Source organism: Muricoccus roseus, from assembly GCF_900141905.1.
In the GTDB taxonomy this organism is placed as follows: Bacteria; Pseudomonadota; Alphaproteobacteria; order Acetobacterales; family Acetobacteraceae; genus Roseomonas; species Roseomonas rosea.
Genome location: NZ_FQZF01000051.1, coordinates 1 through 18,198, shown reverse-complemented (window position 1 = coordinate 18,198; position 18,198 = coordinate 1). Strand labels below are relative to the sequence as shown.

Here is an 18,198-nt window from a genome sequence, read left to right as displayed (position 1 = left end):
AGCGGATTGCGATGCGTCGCCAGTCCTTGGGTCGGCCGAAGGCGATCTCGATGCGGTGGCGCAGGCGGTAGAGCGCCTTGTCGTAGGGGATGGGCTGCTTGCGGTTCTTCTTGGGCGGGATGCAGGCGGCGATGCCGCGCTCGGCGAGAGCGGTGCGGAACGGGTTGCTGTCGTAGCCGCGGTCGGCGATCAGCTCGCGGGCCTTGGGCAGGACAGGGGCGAGGATGTTGGCGCCCTTTTGGTCATTCATCTGGCCTTCCGAGAGCATCATGACGATGAGGCGGCCCTGGCCGTCGCAGACGGCGTGGAGCTTGGAGTTCAGCCCGCCCTTGGTGCGGCCGATGCACCGGCCAGGCGCCCCCTTTTGAGGAGGCTGGCCGCGGTGCGGTGAGCCTTCAGGTGGGTGCTGTCGATGATCAGGCGGTCGGGCTCGCCCGCCTCGCCGGCCAGCGCCGCGAAGATGCGGCTGAACACGCCCATGCGGCTCCAGCGGACGAAACGGTTGTAGAGGGTCTTGTGCGGGCCATAGCCAGGCGGGGCATCGCGCCAGCGCAGCCCGCCCTGGATGACGAAGACGATGCCACTGAGGACACGGCGGTCGTCCACGCGTGGGATGCCATGCGAGCGCGGGAAGTAAGGCTGGATGCGCCGCATCTGAGCCGGGGTGAGCAGGAACGGGACGGACATCGGGGCACCTCCGCCCCGCTCAGAATCACGCCCGCCCGCGTCGCCGCAAGCAAATTAATGGGTCCTGAGCCTAGTAGTTTGGAATCACTCGGCTGCCGGTGCGCCTGAGGTCATCGACCTCAGGCGACTGCAAAATCAGGAAGGGCACCCTCAACGGGAGACCCCTTCGATCCGGGGTATCCACGGCAGTCAGACGGGGTTCCAAGGGCCTCAGGCCCTTGGCGGGTTGAGGGCGGAGCCCTTAACCAAGCAGCCCTGAACCGGATCAGGCCGTTTCCGCCTCGAAGCGGGCGAAGGCGATGGGCGCATCCTCCGCCGGACGGCGGAGGGCGGGATGGGCCTTGTCCGCCCCGGGCGGGGGCGCGGGCCATCGGCGGAGGTCGGTCAGGCGCGTGGTGAAGCCCGCTTCGGCGAAGGCGGCCCGGATCTGGGAAAGGCCGAGGCGGTTCACGTAGAGGCCGCTGCGCCCGACCAGCCGTCCTTCCCAGAAGCGCGGCGGGAAGCGCAGCGTGTTCAGCGCGCCGCCGATATGGTCGTGGAAGTCCACCGCATGGATGCCGAGGCTGGCGGGGGCGGAGACGCGGCGCAGGGCGGCCAGCAGCCCGGGCAGCGCATCGCGGCGCACATGCTCGAGGGCGACATCGGAGATGACGAGTTCCACCGAGGCGGGCGGAATCGCCTCCATCACCGCTGTGCCGCCGATCAGCTGCCTTGCGTCGCAGGCGGCGAGCATCGCCGCGCGGTCGGGCAGCCCTTCCAGCGCCGGGGCGGGCAGGCCGGCGGCGCGGGCGAGTTCGGCCACGCGCGCATAGGCCGCGGGGTCCTGCGGGGCGTCGTCCTCCACATCCACGAACCAGACGGGGCCGCAGCCCAGGGCGGCATAGGCGGCGGCTCGGGTGACGAGGCGGCCCGGGCCGAGTTCGAGCACGCCGCGCGGCGGGCGGCCGTGCAGGGCGGCGAAGCGCGCGACATGGGCCATCGGCTCGCCCAGCACGCGGCTCTCGGCCTCATGCACGAAGCTGTGGCGGTTCACGCCCAGGCCGCGCAGCATGCCGTGGGGCAGGCGCAGGGCGCCGATGGCGAGCTTCGTGCCCAGCTTGGCCCACCAAGGCAGGGTTGCGCCGGCCGCGTAGTCCGACGGCACCAGGTCCGACCGGACTCCCTCCTCCCGCATGCCTGGCTCTGCTTTCATGCCCGGCTTCTCCCCCGGCCGCCGGGGGAGCGCAACGGCCCGGCGACAAGAACGCCGGGGACCGCCGGCCCCCGGCGTCCCGCATCGGGACTGAGGGCCGGTCAGCGTGCGGCGGGCTGGGCCTCGGCGGGCAGGAGGTCCGCCGCGGTGCGGACGTTGCGGGCCGCGTTCCAGCCCAGCGCCGCCATGCCCACCAGCACCACGGCACCGACATAATGCGCCGCCGCGTGGCGGTTAGCGGCCATCAGCAGCGAGACTGCGAGCGGGGTGATGCCGCCGAAGATGGCGTAGGCCAGGTTGTAGGAGAAGGACACACCGGTGAAGCGCGTGGCCACGGGGAAGGCATGGACCATGACATAGGGCACCACCGTGATCATGCCGACCGCGGCGCCCGCGAGGGCGTAGAGCGCCAGCAGGTTCTCCGGCTTCGCCTCGGTGCCGTAATACAGCCCGTAGGTGGCGGCGATCAGCAGCACCCCGCCCGCCAGGCCCACGCGCAGCGTGCCGAAGCGGTCCAGCAGCGCGCCGAAGACGACCGCCATCACCGTGAGGGTGAAGGTGGCGGCGACATTGGCCTGCAGCGTCACGGCCGGGGCCAGCCCGTGCATCTTCTGGAACAGCGCCGGCGTCATCAGGATGACGACGACGATCGCGGCGGTCAGCATCCAGGTCAGCAGCATGGAGATGGCCACCGACACGCCCTGGCCGCGCAGCACGGTCTTGATCGGCATTTCGCGCGCCGTGCCGGCGCGTTCACGCATCTGCTCGAAGACCGGCGTCTCATGCAGCCAGCGGCGCAGATACATGGCCAGCAGGCCGAAGATGCCGCCGGTGATGAAGGGGATGCGCCAGGCAAAGGCGGTCACCTCGGCCGGGCTGTAGGCCATGTTGATTCCGGTGGCCATCAGCGAGCCGAGCAGGATGCCGCCCGTGAGCCCGCCCGTGAGCATGCCGCAGGCGATTCCGACGCGGCGGGCGGGCACATGCTCGGCCACGAAGACCCAGGCGCCCGGCGCCTCGCCCCCGATGGCGGCGCCCTGGAGCATCCGCATGACCAGCAGGAGGATCGGGGCAGCCACGCCGATAGAGGCGTAGGTGGGCAGCAGGCCCATGATCAGGGTCGGCACCGCCATGAGGAAGACGGAGAAGGTGAAGACGCGCTTGCGCCCGAACAGGTCGCCGAAATGCGCCATGACGATGCCGCCCAGCGGCCGGGCCAGATAGCCCGCGGCGAAGAGGGCGAAGGTCTGGAGCTGGCGCAGCCAGTCCGGCATGTCCGCCGGGAAGAAGAGCTGCCCGATGGCGGCGGCGAAGAAGACGAAGATGATGAAGTCGTAGAATTCGAGCGCACCGCCCAGCGAGGCGAGAAACAGGGTGCGTGCATCCTGGCGGGTGAGCTGGCGCGTCTCGGCGCTGGGTGAGGCCATGGGCGGGGTGTTCCGGGAATTCGTCGGGGCCTGGCGGAAGCTTTCGCGCAGGCTTGGTGCCACGTAATATTGCGTCGCAGCATCGCCGCCACCATCACGGAACGGGCGGGCGAGCCATGCCGAAAGGGCGGGCCCCGGCATCAATACCGCTGATGCCGGGCAACAGAAAAAGGCGTTCGACCACGAAAACGGGCGAGAACAAACTGCGCTCATGCCGGTCGATCCTGCCCTTCTCCTCGCCTGCATCCTGGCCAGCGCCGTAGTGGCGCTGGCGCCGGGGCCGGACATGATGTTCGTGCTCGGCCAGACGCTGGCGGGCGGGACGCGGCGGGGCTGGGCGGCGGCGCTGGGCATCTATTGCGGGGCGGCGGTGCATATCCTGCTCGCGGCGCTGGGCGTCGCGGCGCTGCTGGCGGCCGAGCCGGCGCTGTTCACGGCGTTGCGCCTGGCGGGCGGGGGGTATCTGCTCTGGCTCGGGCTGCAATCGCTGCGGGCGGCCTGGGTCGGGGCGCCGGTCGGGGCGCCTTCGGCCGCGGTGCGGCGGGTACTGCTGCAGGGCGCGCTGACAAACCTCACCAACCCCAAGGTGGCGCTGTTCTTCCTCGCCTTCCTTCCGCAATTCGTCTCACCCAGCCCCGGGCGGGCGCCGGAATGGGTGCAGATGCTGCTGCTCGGGCCGGTGCTGCCGCTCGTCTCCGTGCCGGTCTTCGCCGTGATCATTGCCGGCGCGGCCAAGGCGGCCGGCCTCCTGGCCCACTCCGCCAGCGCGGCGCGCTGGCTGAACGGGGTGGCCGGGGCGATCTTCCTGGGTCTGGGCGCGCGGCTGATCGTCAGCCGGAGCTGAAGGCGGGCCGGTCCGGGCGCCGGGTCCCGGCACGCCCGGGCAGGCCGGGAGGAAGCCCCCGCCGCATAGCGTCTCTGCTCAGCCCACCCGGAGCCGCCGATACACCGGCCGCAGTAGGAAGGGGCTAAGGAAGAGCGGGAACTGGCAGAGCACGAAGAAGAACATGACCCGCGGATCGGTGCTGGCCGGCAGCACCGCGAGGTAGAGCGCCATGTTCCGGTTACCCGAGAGCAGGCCCGCCGAAAGCGCCAGCCGCCTTCCTGCCGGGGCGAAGGCCAGGGCCGTGCCCGCGTTCAGCCCGAGGCAGAGCGCGAAGGCCATCGCCACGCCCCACAGCACCGCCCCCGGCGCGGCCAGCAGCTGGGCCAGCACCCCGTCCATCACCCCGAAGCCGTAGAGCACCACCAGCAGCACCACGGCCCCATCCACCGCGCCGCCCCAGCGCGCCAGCCGCGCGGGCCCCATGGCATGGCGCAGCCCCATGGAGATCACCAGCGGCAGCCCCACCACCAGCGCCAGCCGCAGGCTCAGCGCCGCGGCCGAGAGGGAGAGGTCCACCCCCAGCAGCCCGAGGGCGAGGGCGGGGGCGGTGAAGGGCACGGCCAGGGTGGAGAGGACGGAAACGACGAAGGCCACCTCCCCGTCCAGCCCCACCAGCCGCGCGAAGGCGGGGGAGGAGGTGGCGGCGCAGCCCGTGGCCATGATGACCATGCCCGCCGCCAGGGCCGGCTCCATCCCGGTGGCCCAGGCGGTGGCGAAGACCAGGAGGGGGCATCCCAGCAGCAGCCAGGCCAGGAGGGCGCCCACCAGGACGGGCCGGCGGAGATAGGCCACCACCTGCGCCGGATCGACCCGCAGCAGCACCAGCACCATCAGCAGGGCGACCACGAGCGTCACCCAGTCCCGCAGCGCCGCGGCCAGGGGCGGCACCAGCAGCCCGATGAAAATGCTCGCGGCGAGCAGTGCCCCGCCATGCCGGGCACACCATTCCAGGGCGAGACGTAGAACCAAGCGCGCTTCCCCTCCGCGCCGAATGCTTGGCGCGGGTTCGCGTCCCGTTCTATAGCCGCCCCCGTGTTCCCACCAGCCCAGCCCCCCCATCCCAACCCAGGCGACCTCGCCATTCCCGGGACCGACTACCTCGCCAAGCTCAATCCGGAGCAGCGCGAGGCGGTGGAGACGGTGGATGGCCCGCTGCTGGTGCTCGCGGGCGCCGGCACCGGCAAGACGCGGGTCCTGACCACCCGCTTCGCCCATATCCTGATGACGCGCCGCGCCTTCCCCAACCGGGTGCTGGCCGTCACCTTCACCAACAAGGCGGCGAAGGAGATGCGCGAACGCGTCTCCGCCATCCTCGGCCGCCCGGCCGAGGGGCTGTGGCTCGGCACCTTCCACGCCCTCTGCGCGCGGATGCTGCGGCGCCATGCCGAATATGTCGGCCTCACCAGCTCCTTCACCATCCTCGACACCGACGACCAGATGCGCCTGCTCAAGCAGGTGATGGACGCGGCCGCGCTGGACCTGAAGCGCTGGCCCGCCCAGGGCATGATGGCCGTGATCCAGCGCTGGAAGGACCGCGGCCTGACGCCGGCGCGCGTGACGCCGGCCGAGGACAGCGACTACGCCAACAACCGCGCCCGCCAGATCTACGAGGACTACCAGTCCCGCCTGCGCGCGCTGAACGCCGCCGATTTCGGTGACCTGATGCTGCACATGACGGAGATCCTGCGGAGCCAGCCCGACGTGCTGGCCCAGTACCACCGCATGTTCCGCTACATCCTGGTGGACGAGTACCAGGACACCAACACGGTGCAGTATCTCTGGCTGCGCCTGCTCGCCCAGGGGCACCACAACATCTGCTGCGTCGGCGACGACGACCAGTCCATCTATTCCTGGCGCGGCGCCGAGGTGGAGAACATCCTCCGCTTCGAGAAGGACTTCCCCGGCGCGAAGATCGTGCGGCTGGAAGCGAACTACCGCTCCACCCGCCCCATCCTCGCCGCCGCCTCGCACCTCATCGCGAAGAACGAGGGCCGCCTGGGCAAGACTCTCCGCACCGGGCGCAACGACGCGGAGGGCGAGAAGGTCCGCGTGGTTTCCCTGTGGGACTCCGAGGAGGAGGCCCGCATGGTCGGGGAGCGGATCGAGCAGGCGCAGCGCAAGGGCGTGTCGCTGGGCGAGATCGCCATCCTCGTCCGCGCGGGCTTCCAGACCCGCTCCTTCGAGGAGCGGCTGATCACGCTCGGCATCCCCTATCGCGTCGTCGGCGGCCAGAAGTTCTACGAGCGGGCCGAGATCCGCGACGCCATGGCCTATATGCGCGTGCTGCACCAGCCGAGCGACGACCTGGCCTTCGAGCGCATCGTGAACACGCCCAAGCGCGGCATCGGCGACGGCGCGTTGCAGCAGATGCATCTCGGTGCGCGCGAGCAGGGCATTCCGCTCGCCATCGCGGCCGAGCGCCTGGCCCGCACCGAGGTGATGCGCGCCAAGCCCCGTACCGCCATGCGTGAGCTGTTCGACGGCTTCTCCCGCTGGCGCGCGCTGATGCAGCGGGAGGGGCATGTGGTCGCGGTGGCCACCATGCTCGACGAATCCGGCTACACGGAGATGTGGAAGCAGGACAAGTCGGCCGAGGCCCCGGGGCGGCTGGAGAACCTGAAGGAACTCGTCCGCGCCATCGGCGAGTTCGCGACGCTGGAGGGCTTCCTCGAACACGTCGCCCTCGTCATGGAGAATGACGAGAACGCCGAAGGCGCGCGTGTCTCGCTGATGACGCTGCACGCCGCCAAGGGGCTGGAATTCGACCTCGTCTTCCTCCCGGGCTGGGAGGAAGGGCTCTTCCCCCACCAGCGCGCGCTGGACGAGGGCGGCACCAAGTCGCTCGAGGAGGAGCGGCGCCTGGCCTATGTCGGCATCACCCGCGCGCGGAAGATGGCGGTGATCTCCCACGCGGCGAACCGGCGCGTCTATGGCAACTGGTCTGCGGCCATCCCCTCGCGCTTCCTGGAGGAACTGCCGCCGGGCGAGATCGAGCGCGAGGGTGGCGGGGCCGCCCAGCGGGCGCGGATGGTGAACGCGCCCTCGGTCTTCACCCATGGCGGCATCTCCTCCCAGCGCCCGGCACGGGTGATCGAGGCCGGCGCCTGGGAGGTGAAGGAGCGGCCCGCCCGCGCCGGCGCCATGCCGGTGGGCCAGCGGGTGTTCCACCAGAAATTCGGCTATGGCCGTGTCACGGCGGTCGAGGATGACCGGCTGGAAGTGGATTTCGAGAAGGCGGGCCAGAAGCGCGTGCTCGACCGGTTCGTGGAGAAGGCCTGAGATGTCGCGACGCCACGCCCAGAACCTGGAGACCGTCTGGCTCGATTCCCTGCCTGAGGAGGCCGTGCCGGCGGTTGAGGCCGCGCTGGAGCGCGTCTGCCGCAGCGTCGCCCTGTTCCTGGACGAGCCGACCGACACCTGGCGCGTGGAAGGCGTGCGCGAGGAAGGGGCCAGGGAGGATGACCTCACCGCCGCCCTCGCCCTGGCATCGCTGATGACGGGGCTGGACCTGCAGCCGCAGCGTGCCCCGGTGGAATCGGAGGGCTGGCTCGCCCGCACCGCCCAGGCCTTCCCCGAGCAGGAGATCGGCGGGCGCGTGCTGATCCGCCCGACGCATCTGCCGGACCGCAAGGTGCATGGCCGCACCGTGCTGAAGCTGGATGCCGGGCTCGCCTTCGGCTCGGGCGAGCACGCCTCCACCCGCGGCTGCCTCATCGCCTTCGAGACGGTGGCGCGCCGGATGCCGAAGCTGCCGAAGGACCGGCTGCGGCTGCTCGACCTCGGCTCGGGTTCGGGAATCCTGGCCATGGCCGCCGCCCGCGCACTGCATCGCCGCGTTCTGGCCACGGATATCGAGCCCTGGTCCGTCCGCGTGGCGGACCAGAACGCCGCGATGAACGGGCTGAAGCCGTTGGTCCGCGCGGTACTCGCCGATGGCTGGAAGGCGCCCCGGGTCTCCCGGGGCAGCTATGACCTGATCTTCGCCAACATCCTGGCGCGTCCGCTCTGCGCCATGGCTGGGGATCTCGCCCGGCATCTGCGCCCCGGCGGCACGGCCATCCTGGCGGGGCTGCTCGGCACCCAGGCGAATATGGTGATGGCGGCGCACCGGCGCGGCGGGCTCTGGCTGGAACGCCGGCTGAACCTTGGGCCCTGGACCACGCTGGTGCTGCGCAAGCCGGGCTGAAACCGGCGCTGATCTGGCCCCCTGAAACGGCACCGGCCCGCACGGGCGCCCAGGGGGGTAGGGGGCGCTGTGCGGGCCGGGCATCAGGACGGCGGCGAAGGGGGGGAGCTCGCCGTCCCGGTACTCGATGGAGGGGCGCCGTCAGGCGGCGACGCGCTTCCCGAGCTGGTCGTTCGCGGCGGCCGGAACCGGCGCCTTCGCGGCGCGCGGGGCCACCGGCTCGCCACGCTGCATCTCGCCGCTGAGGACGAAGGCGATGTCGCCGCGGGTCAGGCCGATATCGGCCAGCTCGCGATCGGTGAGGCTGCGCAGCTCGGCCTCGGCGCGGCGGCGCTGCATCCAGGCGGCGAAGCCAGCGATGAGGCGCTGGAGGCCGGAGGTGATGACGGCATTGCGGGCCTCGTTGGCCTGACGCAGAAGCTCGGCCTCGCTCAGCTGCCGGAGGTTCGCGGGGTAGGGCATCATCGGCGCGGGGTGCTGCACCTGGGAGATGCGGGGGTTCATCGGTGTCTGTCCGTCTGTGGGCAGTCCTGTCGCACAGGGACCCATATCCCCGCTGCCCGGCTGCCTTCGGTGGAGGCAATATGGGCCTCCGATGCGGGCAGATGTCGCGTTGTTCATGTGGCTGAGCCATGCGCCATACGCATGGAAATCTGGGGAAACATGTCGTGGTTAACCAACTGGTGACTGATTTGCCGCAAAATCGCCTCGCAGCCCTGCGCGCCGAACTGGACCGGATGGGCGTGGACGGCTTCATCATCCCCCGCGGCGACGAATATCTGGGCGAATATGTGCCCCCTTCGAGCGAGCGGCTCTCCTGGCTCACCGGCTTCACGGGTTCCGCCGGCCTCGCCATCGTCCTGGCGGACCGCGCCGCCGTCTTCACCGATGGCCGCTACACCACCCAGCTCGCCCAACAGACCGACCCCGCCCTGTGGGAACGCCGCCACGTCACCGAGGAGCCGCCGGCGGGCTGGCTGAAGCAGCACGCGGCCGGGCGCCGCATCGGCTACGACCCCTGGCTGCATCCCCAGGCGGCGCTGGACCGTCTGGCCGCTTCCGGCGCCACCCTCGTCCCGCTGCCTGCCAATCCCATCGATGCGGTCTGGACGGACCGGCCGGAGCCGCCGACCGCGCCGGCGGAGCCCTGGCCCGACCTCTTCGCCGGCCGCTCCGCCGCCGAGAAGCGCGAGATGATCGCCCAGGAACTGCGCGAGGCGGGAGAGGAGGCCGTCGTCCTCGCCGATGCCCATTCCGTCGCCTGGCTGCTGAACATGCGCGGCGGCGACCTGGACCACACCCCGCTCGCCCTCGCCTTCGCCCTGCTGCGGTCCGACGCCTCCGTCACCGTCTTCATGGAGCCCGCCAAGGCCGGCCCCGTCCTGCGCGAGGCGCTCGGGAACGCGGTCTCGATCGAGCCCCGCTCCGCGCTGCCCACCGCCCTGGCCGCCCTGCGCGGCCGGAAGGTCCGGCTGGACCCCGAGGCGACGCCGGCCTGGTTCGCCCACACCCTTGCCGAGGCCGGGGCCGAGGTGGCGAAGGGCGCCGATCCCGTCCGCCTGCCGCGTGCCTGCAAGACCGAGGCGGAGCAGAACGGCGCTCGCGCCGCGCATCACCGCGATGCCCGCGCCATGATCCGCTTCCTCCACTGGTTCGCGGAGGAGGCGCCGAAGGGCGGGCTGACTGAGCTCGCGGCCGGCGAGCGCCTGCTGGCCTTCCGCGCGGCCGAGGACCGGTTCCGCGCGGAATCCTTCCCCGCCATCACCGGCGCGGGGGAACATGGCGCCATCATCCACTACCGCGCCACCGACGCCACCAACCGCCCGGTCAAGCCCGACGAGGCCTTCCTCATCGACAGCGGCGCGCAGTACCTGGACGGCACCACCGACATCACCCGCACCCTCTGGACCGGCCCTGCCGAGCCGCCGGCGGAGCTGCGCACGCGCTACACCCTCGTGCTGCGCGGCCTGATCGCGCTCGCGGCCACGCGCTTCCCCGAAGGCGTCGCCGGCCCGCATCTGGACGCCATCGCCCGCCGGCCGCTCTGGGAGGCCGGGCTGGATTACGACCACGGCACCGGCCATGGCGTCGGCGCCTTCCTCTCCGTGCATGAGGGGCCCGCCGCCTTCTCGCGCAACGCCGCCAACGTGCCGCTGCGCGAGGGGATGATCCTCTCCGACGAGCCGGGCTTCTACCTGCCGGGCTCCTACGGCATCCGCATCGAGAACCTCCTCCTCGTCCGCGCCGATCCGCAGGCGGCCGGGCCGAAGCGCTGGCTCGGCTTCGAAACCCTCACCCTCGTGCCCTTCGAACGCGCGCTGATCGACGCGGCGACCCTGGGCGCGGCGGAGCGCGCCTGGATCGACGCCTACCACGCCCGCATCCTCGTGGAGGTGGGACCGACACTGGACGGCCCTGCCGCAGCCTGGTTGCGCACGGCCTGCGCGCCGCTTTGATGGTGATTGGCTCTGGTTCTGGGCTGTTGGTTTGTCCCGGGAGAGGAAGAAGGAATTCTTCCTCTCCCCGGACCCCTCACCATCATCTTTTTCTAGAAGTTTGGAATCACGGGGCTGACGGTTCGCCTGAGGTCTAGGACCTCAGGCGACTGCAAAGGCAGGAAAAGCACCCGCCCACCAGAGATCCCACCGATCCGGGGTATCCACGGCAGTCAGACGGGGTTCCAAGGGCCTCAGGCCCTTGGCGGGTGGAGGGCAGAGCCCTCCTCGGAACCCGCGGGCAGGTCACACGATCCGCACGACCGAGATTAGCCCTGCGGCCGCGCCCCCAGGATATGGGCGATGGCGTAGGTCAGGTCCGGCCGGTTCAGCGTGTAGAAGTGGAACTCGTCCACCCCATTGGCCTGGAGCAGCCGCACCTGTTCGGCGGCCACCACGGCGGCGACCATGCGGCGGGTTTCGGCGTCCTCGTCCAGCCCTTCGAAGAGCTTGCCCATCCAGTCCGGCACCTTCGCGCCGCACATGGCGGAGAACTTGGCGACCTGGGCGAAATTGGTCACGGGCAGGATACCGGGCACGATGGGCACGGTGATGCCGGCGGCGTGCGCCCGGTCGATGAAGCGCAGGAAGGTCGGGGCGTCGAAGAAGTACTGGGTGATAGCCCGGGTCGCGCCCGCGTCGATCTTGCGCTTGAGGTTGTCCAGGTCGGTCTCGGGCGAGGAAGCCGTCGGGTGCACCTCCGGGTAGGCGGCGACGGAGATCTCGAAGTCGCCGATGCGCTTCAGCCCGGCCACGAGGTCCGCCGCATAGGCATAGCCGCCGGGGTGGGGCTCGTAGCCCGCCTGCCCGGCCGGCGGGTCGCCACGGAGGGCGACGATATGGCGGACCCCCGCCTCCCAGTAGCCGCGGGCCACCTCGTCCACCTCCTCCCGGGTCGCGCCGACGCAGGTGAGATGGGCGGCAGGGGTGAGCGAGGTTTCCCGCAGGATTCGGGTCACGGTGGCATGGGTGCGGGCCTGGGTGGTGCCGCCCGCGCCATAGGTGACGGAGACGAAGCGGGGCCGCAGCGGCTCCAGCCGCTTCACGCAGGACCAGAGCTGGGCTTCCAGCGCCTCGGTGCGGGGCGGGAAGAACTCGAAGGAGAGCAGGGGGGCCGGCATGGCGGTCAGCGAGGGCAGCGCCCCCACCCGCGGGCCGGTCAGCCAGCTCTGGAGCGTCTTGGCCTGATGCGGGGCGGGAGGCGACATCTCGTTCATGGCGCCGGTCATAGAGCATGATGGGCGGATGCCGAAACGGCGAAGTGGCCCCTCCCCTTCCGCTTCTCCTTCCCCTCGCCCTTCCCTCGGCCCTTCCCTCGGTCCTTCCCTCGGTCCTTCCCCTGGCCCGTTCTGCACCGCGGACCACGATCTCGAGAGCATGGGGCCGAGAACGAACCGGTCCACCCACCTGTATTTCCCGTGCGCTTCCGCGGGTGCTAACAGCCTTGCGTCCCAGGATTCCGAAACCGATGCGCCTACCCCGCTCGCCTCTGCCCCGCCTCCTCGCCGCCACCCTGGCGCTCGGACTGCTGGGCGGCGCCCTCTCCGGCTGCGCCACGCGCCCGCCGGCCGACGACCCCGAGGCGCTGGAGGAATTCCGCGCCACCAACGACCCGATCGAGCCCTGGAACCGCGCGATGTATGACGTGCACCAGGCGATCGACACGGTCGTGCTTCGCCCGGTGGCCGTGGCCTATCGCGCCGTGCTGCCGCAGCCCGTTCGCACCGGCGTCTCCAACGTGCTGAGCAACCTGCGCAGCCCGGTGATCGCGCTGAACGACGCGCTGCAGGGCGAGACCCAGCGCTTCGGCACCACGCTCGGCCGCTTCCTGCTGAACACCACCCTTGGCGTGGGCGGCATCTTCGACGTGGCCTCCGACCTCGGCCTGCCCCCGCATACCGAGGATTTCGGCCAGACCTTCGCGATGGCCGGGGTGGAGGAAGGCCCGTATCTCTTCATCCCCCTCCTGGGCCCGAGCAACCCGCGCGACCTGCTGGGCTTCGCCGCCGGGATCGCGGCGGACCCCTTCACCTACCTGACCTTCGGCAACCGGGACCTGGCGGATACCCTCTACCTCATCCGTGCCGGCGCCACCGTGGTCAGCACCCGGGAATCCCTGCTGGACACGCTGGACGACGTGCAGCGCACCAGCCTGGACCCCTATGCGACCCTGCGCAGCGCCTATCGCCAGCAGCGCGCGCGGGAGATCGCGAACACCCCCGGCGCCGCGCCCGCGGCGCCGCAGGGGCTCGGCTCCGGGCTTGGGAGCACCGGCCCGGAGCCGCGGCAGCCCTGAGCCGGGCCCGGGCAACGGAACCTCCCGGCGGGAACATATGTCCCGCCGGGGCGTTGAGGCGGCAACGCCCACGCACCACTTGGGGCGCGGCACGCCCGGCACCCCATGCCGGGGCCGCGCCACACAGACAGAACGAGACGCCTGACCCGATGCTCGAGACGATGATCGCCCGACGCTCCATCCTGGCCTCCCTGGGGGCGGCCGGCACCGCGCTGGTGGCGGCACGGGCCTTCCCGGCCTCGGCCCAGGCGGTGGATACCGCCCGCGCGGCCGCCTTCATCCAGGCCACCGGGCAGGAGCTGGTCGCGGCCATTAACGGCCGGGCGCCCGTGGCCCAGCGGCGGGAGCAGGTGGCGGCCGTGCTGCGCCGCGCGGTGGATGTAGATGGCGTGGGGCGCTTCATCCTCGGCCGCTACTACCGCCAGGCGACGCCGGCGGAGCAGCAGCAATACATGCGGCTCTTCGAGGAGACGCTGATCCGCAACCTCTCGGCCCGCTTCGGCGAGTACCAGGGCGTGCGCTTCTCCCTCGGCCGCGCCCAGCAGCGCACCGAGGACGACACCCTGGTCAACACCGTCATCGAGCGCCCAAACAGCGCCCCCTTCTCGCTGGACTGGCGGGTGGGCGAGGTCGGCGGCCAGCCCCGCGTGGTGGATGTGATCGCCGAGGGCACCTCGCTGCGCCTGACGACGCGCAGCGAGTACTCCGCAGTGATCAGCCGCAATGGCGGGCGCGTCTCCGCCCTGCTGGAGGCGATGCAGAACCAGGTGGCGCAGCTCGCCGCCCGCGAAGGACGGTAAGGCCTCCCCCGGCTCCGGTAGGGACTGGGAGGCGAAGCCTCCCGCCCTCTTCGGCTAACTCGCCGCCAGTTCCCGCTCCACCAGCCGGACGAGGCAGGTCGCCCCGATCGCCAGCAGGTCATCGTTAAAGTCGTAGCGCCCGTTATGGACGGGGGTGCGGCTGGTTTCCGATTCCCCGGCCTGGCCGAGCAGCAGAAAGGCGCCGGCCGTCTCGTTCAGCATGTAGGCGAAGTCCTCCCCGGCGGTGAGCGAGGGAAGGTCGGACTTGATCCCCCCGGCGCCCACCACGTCGCTGGCGGCTTCCGCCGCCAGGGCCGCCTCGGCCGGCGTGTTGATGGTGGGCGGGTAGGAATAGTTCAGGTCCAACTCCAGCCGCACGCCATGGGCGGCGGCGGTGTTCTGCACCACTTGGCGGAACAGGGCGTGCAGGTGGTCGTGGGTCTCGGGGCGAAGTGTGCGGATGGTGCCGCGCATCTCCACCGTCTCGGGGATCACGATGTCCGACGTGCCGGCATGGAACTGGCCGATGCTGAGCACCGCGGTGTCATGCGGGCTGGTCCGGCGGCTCACCAGCGTCTGGAGCGCGTTGTAGATCTGCACGGCGCAGGGAAGCGGGTCGAGGCCGTTATGCGGCTCGGCGCCATGGCTGCTCTTCCCGTGCAGGCGGATACGGAAATAGTCCACCGCCGCGAGCACTGTGCCCGGCCGGACGGCGATGGTGCCCAGCGGCATGCTGGGATGGTTGTGCAGCCCATAGACGGCGTCGCAGGGGAAGCGGGTGAAGAGCCCGTCCTTCACCATCTCCAGCGCGCCGGTCAGCCCCTCCTCCGCCGGTTGGAAGATGAAGTGGACGGTGCCGGGGAAGTCGCGTGTGGCGGCGAGGTGCTTGGCGGCGCCGAGCAGCATGGCGGTGTGGCCGTCATGGCCGCAGGCATGCATGGCGTTCGGGTTGGTGCTGCGATGGGCGAAGCCGTTCAGCTCCGGCATGGGCAGCGCGTCCATGTCGGCGCGCAGGCCGATGCTGCGGTTGCCCGGCCGCTTGCCGCGCAGCACGCCCACCACCCCCGTCTTGCCGAGGCCGCGATGCACCTCGATGCCCCAGGATTCGAGCTTCTCCGCGACGATCCCGCTCGTGCGGACTTCCTCGAAGCCGATTTCGGGATGGGCATGGAAGTCGCGGCGCCAGGCCTGCATCTCCGGGCGCAGGGCTTCGATGGCGGCAAGGGTCGGCATGACAGGATTTCCGGAGGTGGTGGCGGGCAAGGATGCGCTGCGTGGAATGGGGCCGCAACACGCCCCGCAGGCACCGCGTGTCAGCCCGCTGCTCAGAATGACAAGTCGTAACGGAGGCACTTTCAGCACCCCAGCGCGATGGACGTGGGAAATCTTCCCACTAATCTGCACTGGGTTAAGTGACGGCCTCGTGATGACGTGCGGTGCGGTTCGCGGCGGCCCTGGCGGCTGCCGGCCCCCAGCCCAAGCCCTGGCCGTCGGATGAGGGGATTGATGGCGTGACCATGCATCACCGGTTCCAGCCCGCGGATGACGGGGTGGGTCTTTCCGCCCGCCTGTCGCCCGTGATCGATCGGCCCGACCGCCGGCTGGCCTTCCGCAAGCGTCTGCGCGCCTTCATCCGGCGCCCGCGCTTCCGGAATTCGCTGCTGCGGGCCGCGTTGAGCCTGCTGACGGAGCGGCTGCGGGCGGCGCGCCTGGATTTCGCCCAGCGCCTCGATGGCGGGCCGCGCATCCGCTCCATCCGTCCCGGGGCCGTGCCGCTCGACGGTGCGCGGCGGGTCGCGATCTACATCCACTACGCACCGGTGCCGGCGGTCAGCCGCATGGTGCTGGCGCAGGTGGACGCCTATCGGGACCAGGGCTTCGCGGTGGTCTTCGTCTCCATGTCGCCCGGCCTGCCGGCGGATGCCCTGCCCGGGCTGGAGGCGCGCTGCGCCCTGGTCGTCGAGCGGCGGAACTACGGGCTCGACTTCGGGGCCTGGCACGACGTGCTGCCCGAGGTGCTGGCGCGCGCGCCCCGGCCGTCCGAGCTGCTCCTCGTCAATGACAGCCTGTGCGGACCCTTCCGCACGCTGGCGCCGGCGATGGAGGCGATGCGCGCCGCGCCGGAGGGGCTTTATGGCCTGACGGAGAACCTCGCCCCCGCGCCGCATCTGCAATCCTACTTCCTCCTCGCCCGCGGCGAGCGGGCGGTGGCCGACATGGCCGCCTTCCTCCTCCGCCACCGCGTGACGGCGGACAAGCGACGCACCATCCGCGCGGGCGAGGTGGGGCTGAGCGCCTGGATGCGCGGGCATGGGCACCCCGTCGCGGCCTGGTGCGGGTATGAGCGGGTGGAGGCGACGGCGCTGCGGAGCCCTGCCGCGCGGCGCCGGGTGCGGATGCTCTATCCCAGCCTCTTCGACGGCCTTGCGGAAGACGACGTGGCGGGCATGCGCGCGGCGCTGCGCCAACGCCCGCTCAACGCCACCCACCTGTTCTGGCGCGAGCTGGTCGAGGATCTCGGCTTTCCCTTCATCAAGACGGATCTGCTGCTGCGGAACCCGCTGGGCATCGCCGACGACCTCGCCTGGGCGGGGTTGCTGGAGGCGGAGGAGGATGCGGCCGTGATCGCGGAGCATCTCGCGCTGCTGGGCAAGGGGCCGGTCCGCATCGCGGCGCGCGGAGGCAACATGCGCCGGGCGTGAGCGCCTGCCCCCCTGCCCCCGAAGCGGCCGGGAGGGTTAGCGGAACGGAAAGATTAGCGGGCGAAGCTGGGGCGGAACAATGCCATCCGCCTGGAGCCCCGCCATGTCCCGCTTACGCAGCATGTCCATCCGAACACTTCTGATCGTGCTTCTCGGTACGATGGTTCTGCTCGCCGTCGGGGCGGCTGGCCAGCAGGTGGTGGGCACGCTTCGCACTGAGGCCGAGGCCCGGCGGATGGCCGCCATGACGAGGATGACGGCCGGCATCACGCGGGTGCTCTCCAGCTTCCGGCTGGAGCGCGGCAGCGCGATGATCTTCCTCGAGGCCGAGGCGCCGGTCAGCGCGGATGAGCGGGGCACCCTCGCCCTGCACCGCGGCCGCACCGAGGAGGGCATGGCCGAGATCCGGGCCGCCTTCAGAGGCGCCTCCGGCGAGGAGGCGGCGCTGCTCGCCCGCATCCAGGGCGCCTGGGAGAAGGCGAACGCGCTGCGGCCGCGCGTGGACGCCGCGCTTGCCCTTCCGAAGCCGGGCCGCGAGGCTGGCCTGGCCGTGGCCTGGCGTGATGCCGCCGACGCCCTTCTCGCCGGGCTGAACGCCGCGAGCGAGACGCTGGAAGGGGAGATCTTCGGGACCGACCCGATGGCGCAGCAGCTCGTCTCGCTCAAGCGCGCCGCCTGGATGGCGCGGAGCCGGATGGGCGAAGCGGTGGCGACCACCCTCACCTCCGTGGCGGCCCGCCGGCGCTGGGACGTGCCGCAGCTCCTGTCGGTCGCGCAGATGGAGGGCGAGGCGCGCGCCATGTGGATGCTGGCGACCGAGCTGGCGGCGCAGGATGGCACCCCGGCAACCCTGCGTGAGGCGGTGGCGGAAGCCGAGCGCGGTATGGACGGCATGGGGAAGGAGCGCGAGCGCGTGGCGGCGCTGCTCGCCCAGGGTGATGTGTCCTCGCTGAATCCGACCACGCTGCGGGAGCGCCAGGCGGCATCCCTGAACGGGCCGGTGCGGGTGGCGGAGCTCGCGATGGATGAGCTGGTGGCCCATGCCGACCGGCGGATGGAAGCGGCGCGCTGGACCCTCGCCGGCAATGCGCTGCTCATGCTGCTGGCCCTCTCCCTGGGCGTGGCGGGCCTGCTGATCGCCACCCGCCGGATCTCCGGCTCGATCCTGGGGATGACGGCGGCGATGCGTCGCCTGGCGGAGCGGGACATGGCCGTCGCCATCCCCGGGACGGGGCGTGGCGACGAGATCGGGCAGATGGCCTCGGCGGTCACGGTGTTCCGCGACAGCATGATCGAGGCGGACCGGCTTTCGGCCGAGGCGGAGGCCTCCCGCGCGTCGCGTGAGGCGCGGGCGGCGCAGATGGAGGGCCTGGTGCGCGGCTTCCAGGAGCGCGCGGGGGAGATGGTGCGGACGCTGTCCTCGGCCTCGACGGAGCTGGAGGCGACGGCGCGCGGGATGAGCAGCACGGCGGAGGGGACGAGCACCCAGGCCGGGCGCGTGGTCTCGGCCGCCGAGCAGGCGAGCAC

General features: G+C 71.3%; 15 protein-coding genes. 8 read left to right on the top strand and 7 right to left on the bottom strand.

Annotation, left to right across the window (positions count from 1 at the left end; translation table 11 throughout):
• The 3 genes from BUB97_RS27110 to BUB97_RS24215 form a co-directional block, all read right to left on the bottom strand.
• Positions 1-687 (bottom strand): IS5 family transposase gene (locus BUB97_RS27110; protein WP_245818367.1). Its coding sequence is split into 2 segments (ribosomal slippage), with 688 coding nucleotides annotated over them: positions 1-357 and positions 357-687; the frame shifts between segments, so codons are not numbered across the junction. This gene is flagged as partial in the annotation.
• Between the two features lie 265 nt (positions 688-952).
• Complete coding sequence (locus BUB97_RS24220) at positions 953-1,879, bottom strand: class I SAM-dependent methyltransferase (protein ID WP_139281451.1); 927 nt, start codon at positions 1,877-1,879, stop codon at positions 953-955.
• Positions 1,880-1,980: 101 nt separating this feature from the next.
• Positions 1,981-3,306 carry an MFS transporter gene (locus BUB97_RS24215; RefSeq protein WP_073140180.1) on the bottom strand — a complete coding sequence of 442 codons (1,326 nt, stop codon included), beginning with the start codon at positions 3,304-3,306 and terminating at the stop codon, positions 1,981-1,983.
• Positions 3,307-3,517: 211 nt separating this feature from the next.
• Here BUB97_RS24215 and BUB97_RS24210 point away from each other — a divergent pair, with 211 nt between their 5' ends.
• Positions 3,518-4,150: a LysE family translocator gene (locus BUB97_RS24210; protein WP_073140177.1), complete on the top strand. Its 633-nt coding sequence runs from the start codon at positions 3,518-3,520 to the stop codon at positions 4,148-4,150.
• 78 nt (positions 4,151-4,228) lie between these two features.
• Here the strand turns inward: BUB97_RS24210 and BUB97_RS24205 are convergent, their stop codons facing one another.
• The gene (locus BUB97_RS24205; protein ID WP_245818446.1) at positions 4,229-5,161 is read right to left on the bottom strand and encodes a hypothetical protein; all 933 of its coding nucleotides are present in this window, start codon (positions 5,159-5,161) and stop codon (positions 4,229-4,231) included.
• A 63-nt stretch (positions 5,162-5,224) separates the two neighbouring features.
• Between BUB97_RS24205 and BUB97_RS24200 the strand changes: the two genes are divergently transcribed.
• Positions 5,225-7,471 carry an ATP-dependent helicase gene (locus tag BUB97_RS24200; RefSeq protein WP_245818445.1) on the top strand — a complete coding sequence of 749 codons (2,247 nt, stop codon included), beginning with the start codon at positions 5,225-5,227 and terminating at the stop codon, positions 7,469-7,471.
• A 1-nt stretch (position 7,472) separates the two neighbouring features.
• Positions 7,473-8,378 (top strand): 50S ribosomal protein L11 methyltransferase, encoded by a 906-nt coding sequence (locus tag BUB97_RS24195; protein ID WP_073140174.1) that lies wholly within the window; start codon positions 7,473-7,475, stop codon positions 8,376-8,378.
• Between the two features lie 141 nt (positions 8,379-8,519).
• On the opposite strand, the gene BUB97_RS24190 is transcribed toward BUB97_RS24195, so the two are convergent.
• Positions 8,520-8,882, bottom strand: coding sequence for a DUF1127 domain-containing protein (locus tag BUB97_RS24190; RefSeq protein WP_073140171.1), 363 nt, complete (start codon positions 8,880-8,882; stop codon positions 8,520-8,522).
• A gap of 188 nt (positions 8,883-9,070) precedes the next feature.
• On the opposite strand from BUB97_RS24190, the gene BUB97_RS24185 reads away from it, so the two are divergent.
• A complete protein-coding gene (locus tag BUB97_RS24185; RefSeq protein ID WP_073140166.1) occupies positions 9,071-10,834 on the top strand; it encodes an aminopeptidase P family protein in 1,764 nt (587 codons plus the stop codon).
• A 308-nt stretch (positions 10,835-11,142) separates the two neighbouring features.
• On the opposite strand, the gene metF is transcribed toward BUB97_RS24185, so the two are convergent.
• Positions 11,143-12,081 carry a methylenetetrahydrofolate reductase [NAD(P)H] gene (gene metF / locus BUB97_RS24180; protein WP_073140186.1) on the bottom strand — a complete coding sequence of 313 codons (939 nt, stop codon included), beginning with the start codon at positions 12,079-12,081 and terminating at the stop codon, positions 11,143-11,145.
• Between the two features lie 260 nt (positions 12,082-12,341).
• Here metF and BUB97_RS24175 point away from each other — a divergent pair, with 260 nt between their 5' ends.
• Both BUB97_RS24175 and BUB97_RS24170 read left to right on the top strand, forming a co-directional pair.
• The gene (locus BUB97_RS24175) at positions 12,342-13,169 is read left to right on the top strand and encodes an MlaA family lipoprotein (protein WP_073140163.1); all 828 of its coding nucleotides are present in this window, start codon (positions 12,342-12,344) and stop codon (positions 13,167-13,169) included.
• A gap of 149 nt (positions 13,170-13,318) precedes the next feature.
• Positions 13,319-13,969 carry an MlaC/ttg2D family ABC transporter substrate-binding protein gene (locus BUB97_RS24170; protein ID WP_073140160.1) on the top strand — a complete coding sequence of 217 codons (651 nt, stop codon included), beginning with the start codon at positions 13,319-13,321 and terminating at the stop codon, positions 13,967-13,969.
• Between the two features lie 54 nt (positions 13,970-14,023).
• Here BUB97_RS24170 and BUB97_RS24165 read toward each other — a convergent pair whose 3' ends face one another.
• Complete coding sequence (locus BUB97_RS24165; RefSeq protein WP_073140157.1) at positions 14,024-15,202, bottom strand: M20 aminoacylase family protein; 1,179 nt, start codon at positions 15,200-15,202, stop codon at positions 14,024-14,026.
• A gap of 278 nt (positions 15,203-15,480) precedes the next feature.
• Here BUB97_RS24165 and BUB97_RS24160 point away from each other — a divergent pair, with 278 nt between their 5' ends.
• Positions 15,481-16,671 carry a hypothetical protein gene (locus BUB97_RS24160; RefSeq protein WP_139281450.1) on the top strand — a complete coding sequence of 397 codons (1,191 nt, stop codon included), beginning with the start codon at positions 15,481-15,483 and terminating at the stop codon, positions 16,669-16,671.
• 103 nt (positions 16,672-16,774) lie between these two features.
• Positions 16,775-18,198: methyl-accepting chemotaxis protein (locus tag BUB97_RS24155; RefSeq protein ID WP_175562735.1), on the top strand; the 1,424-nt coding region annotated here is incomplete at its 3' end.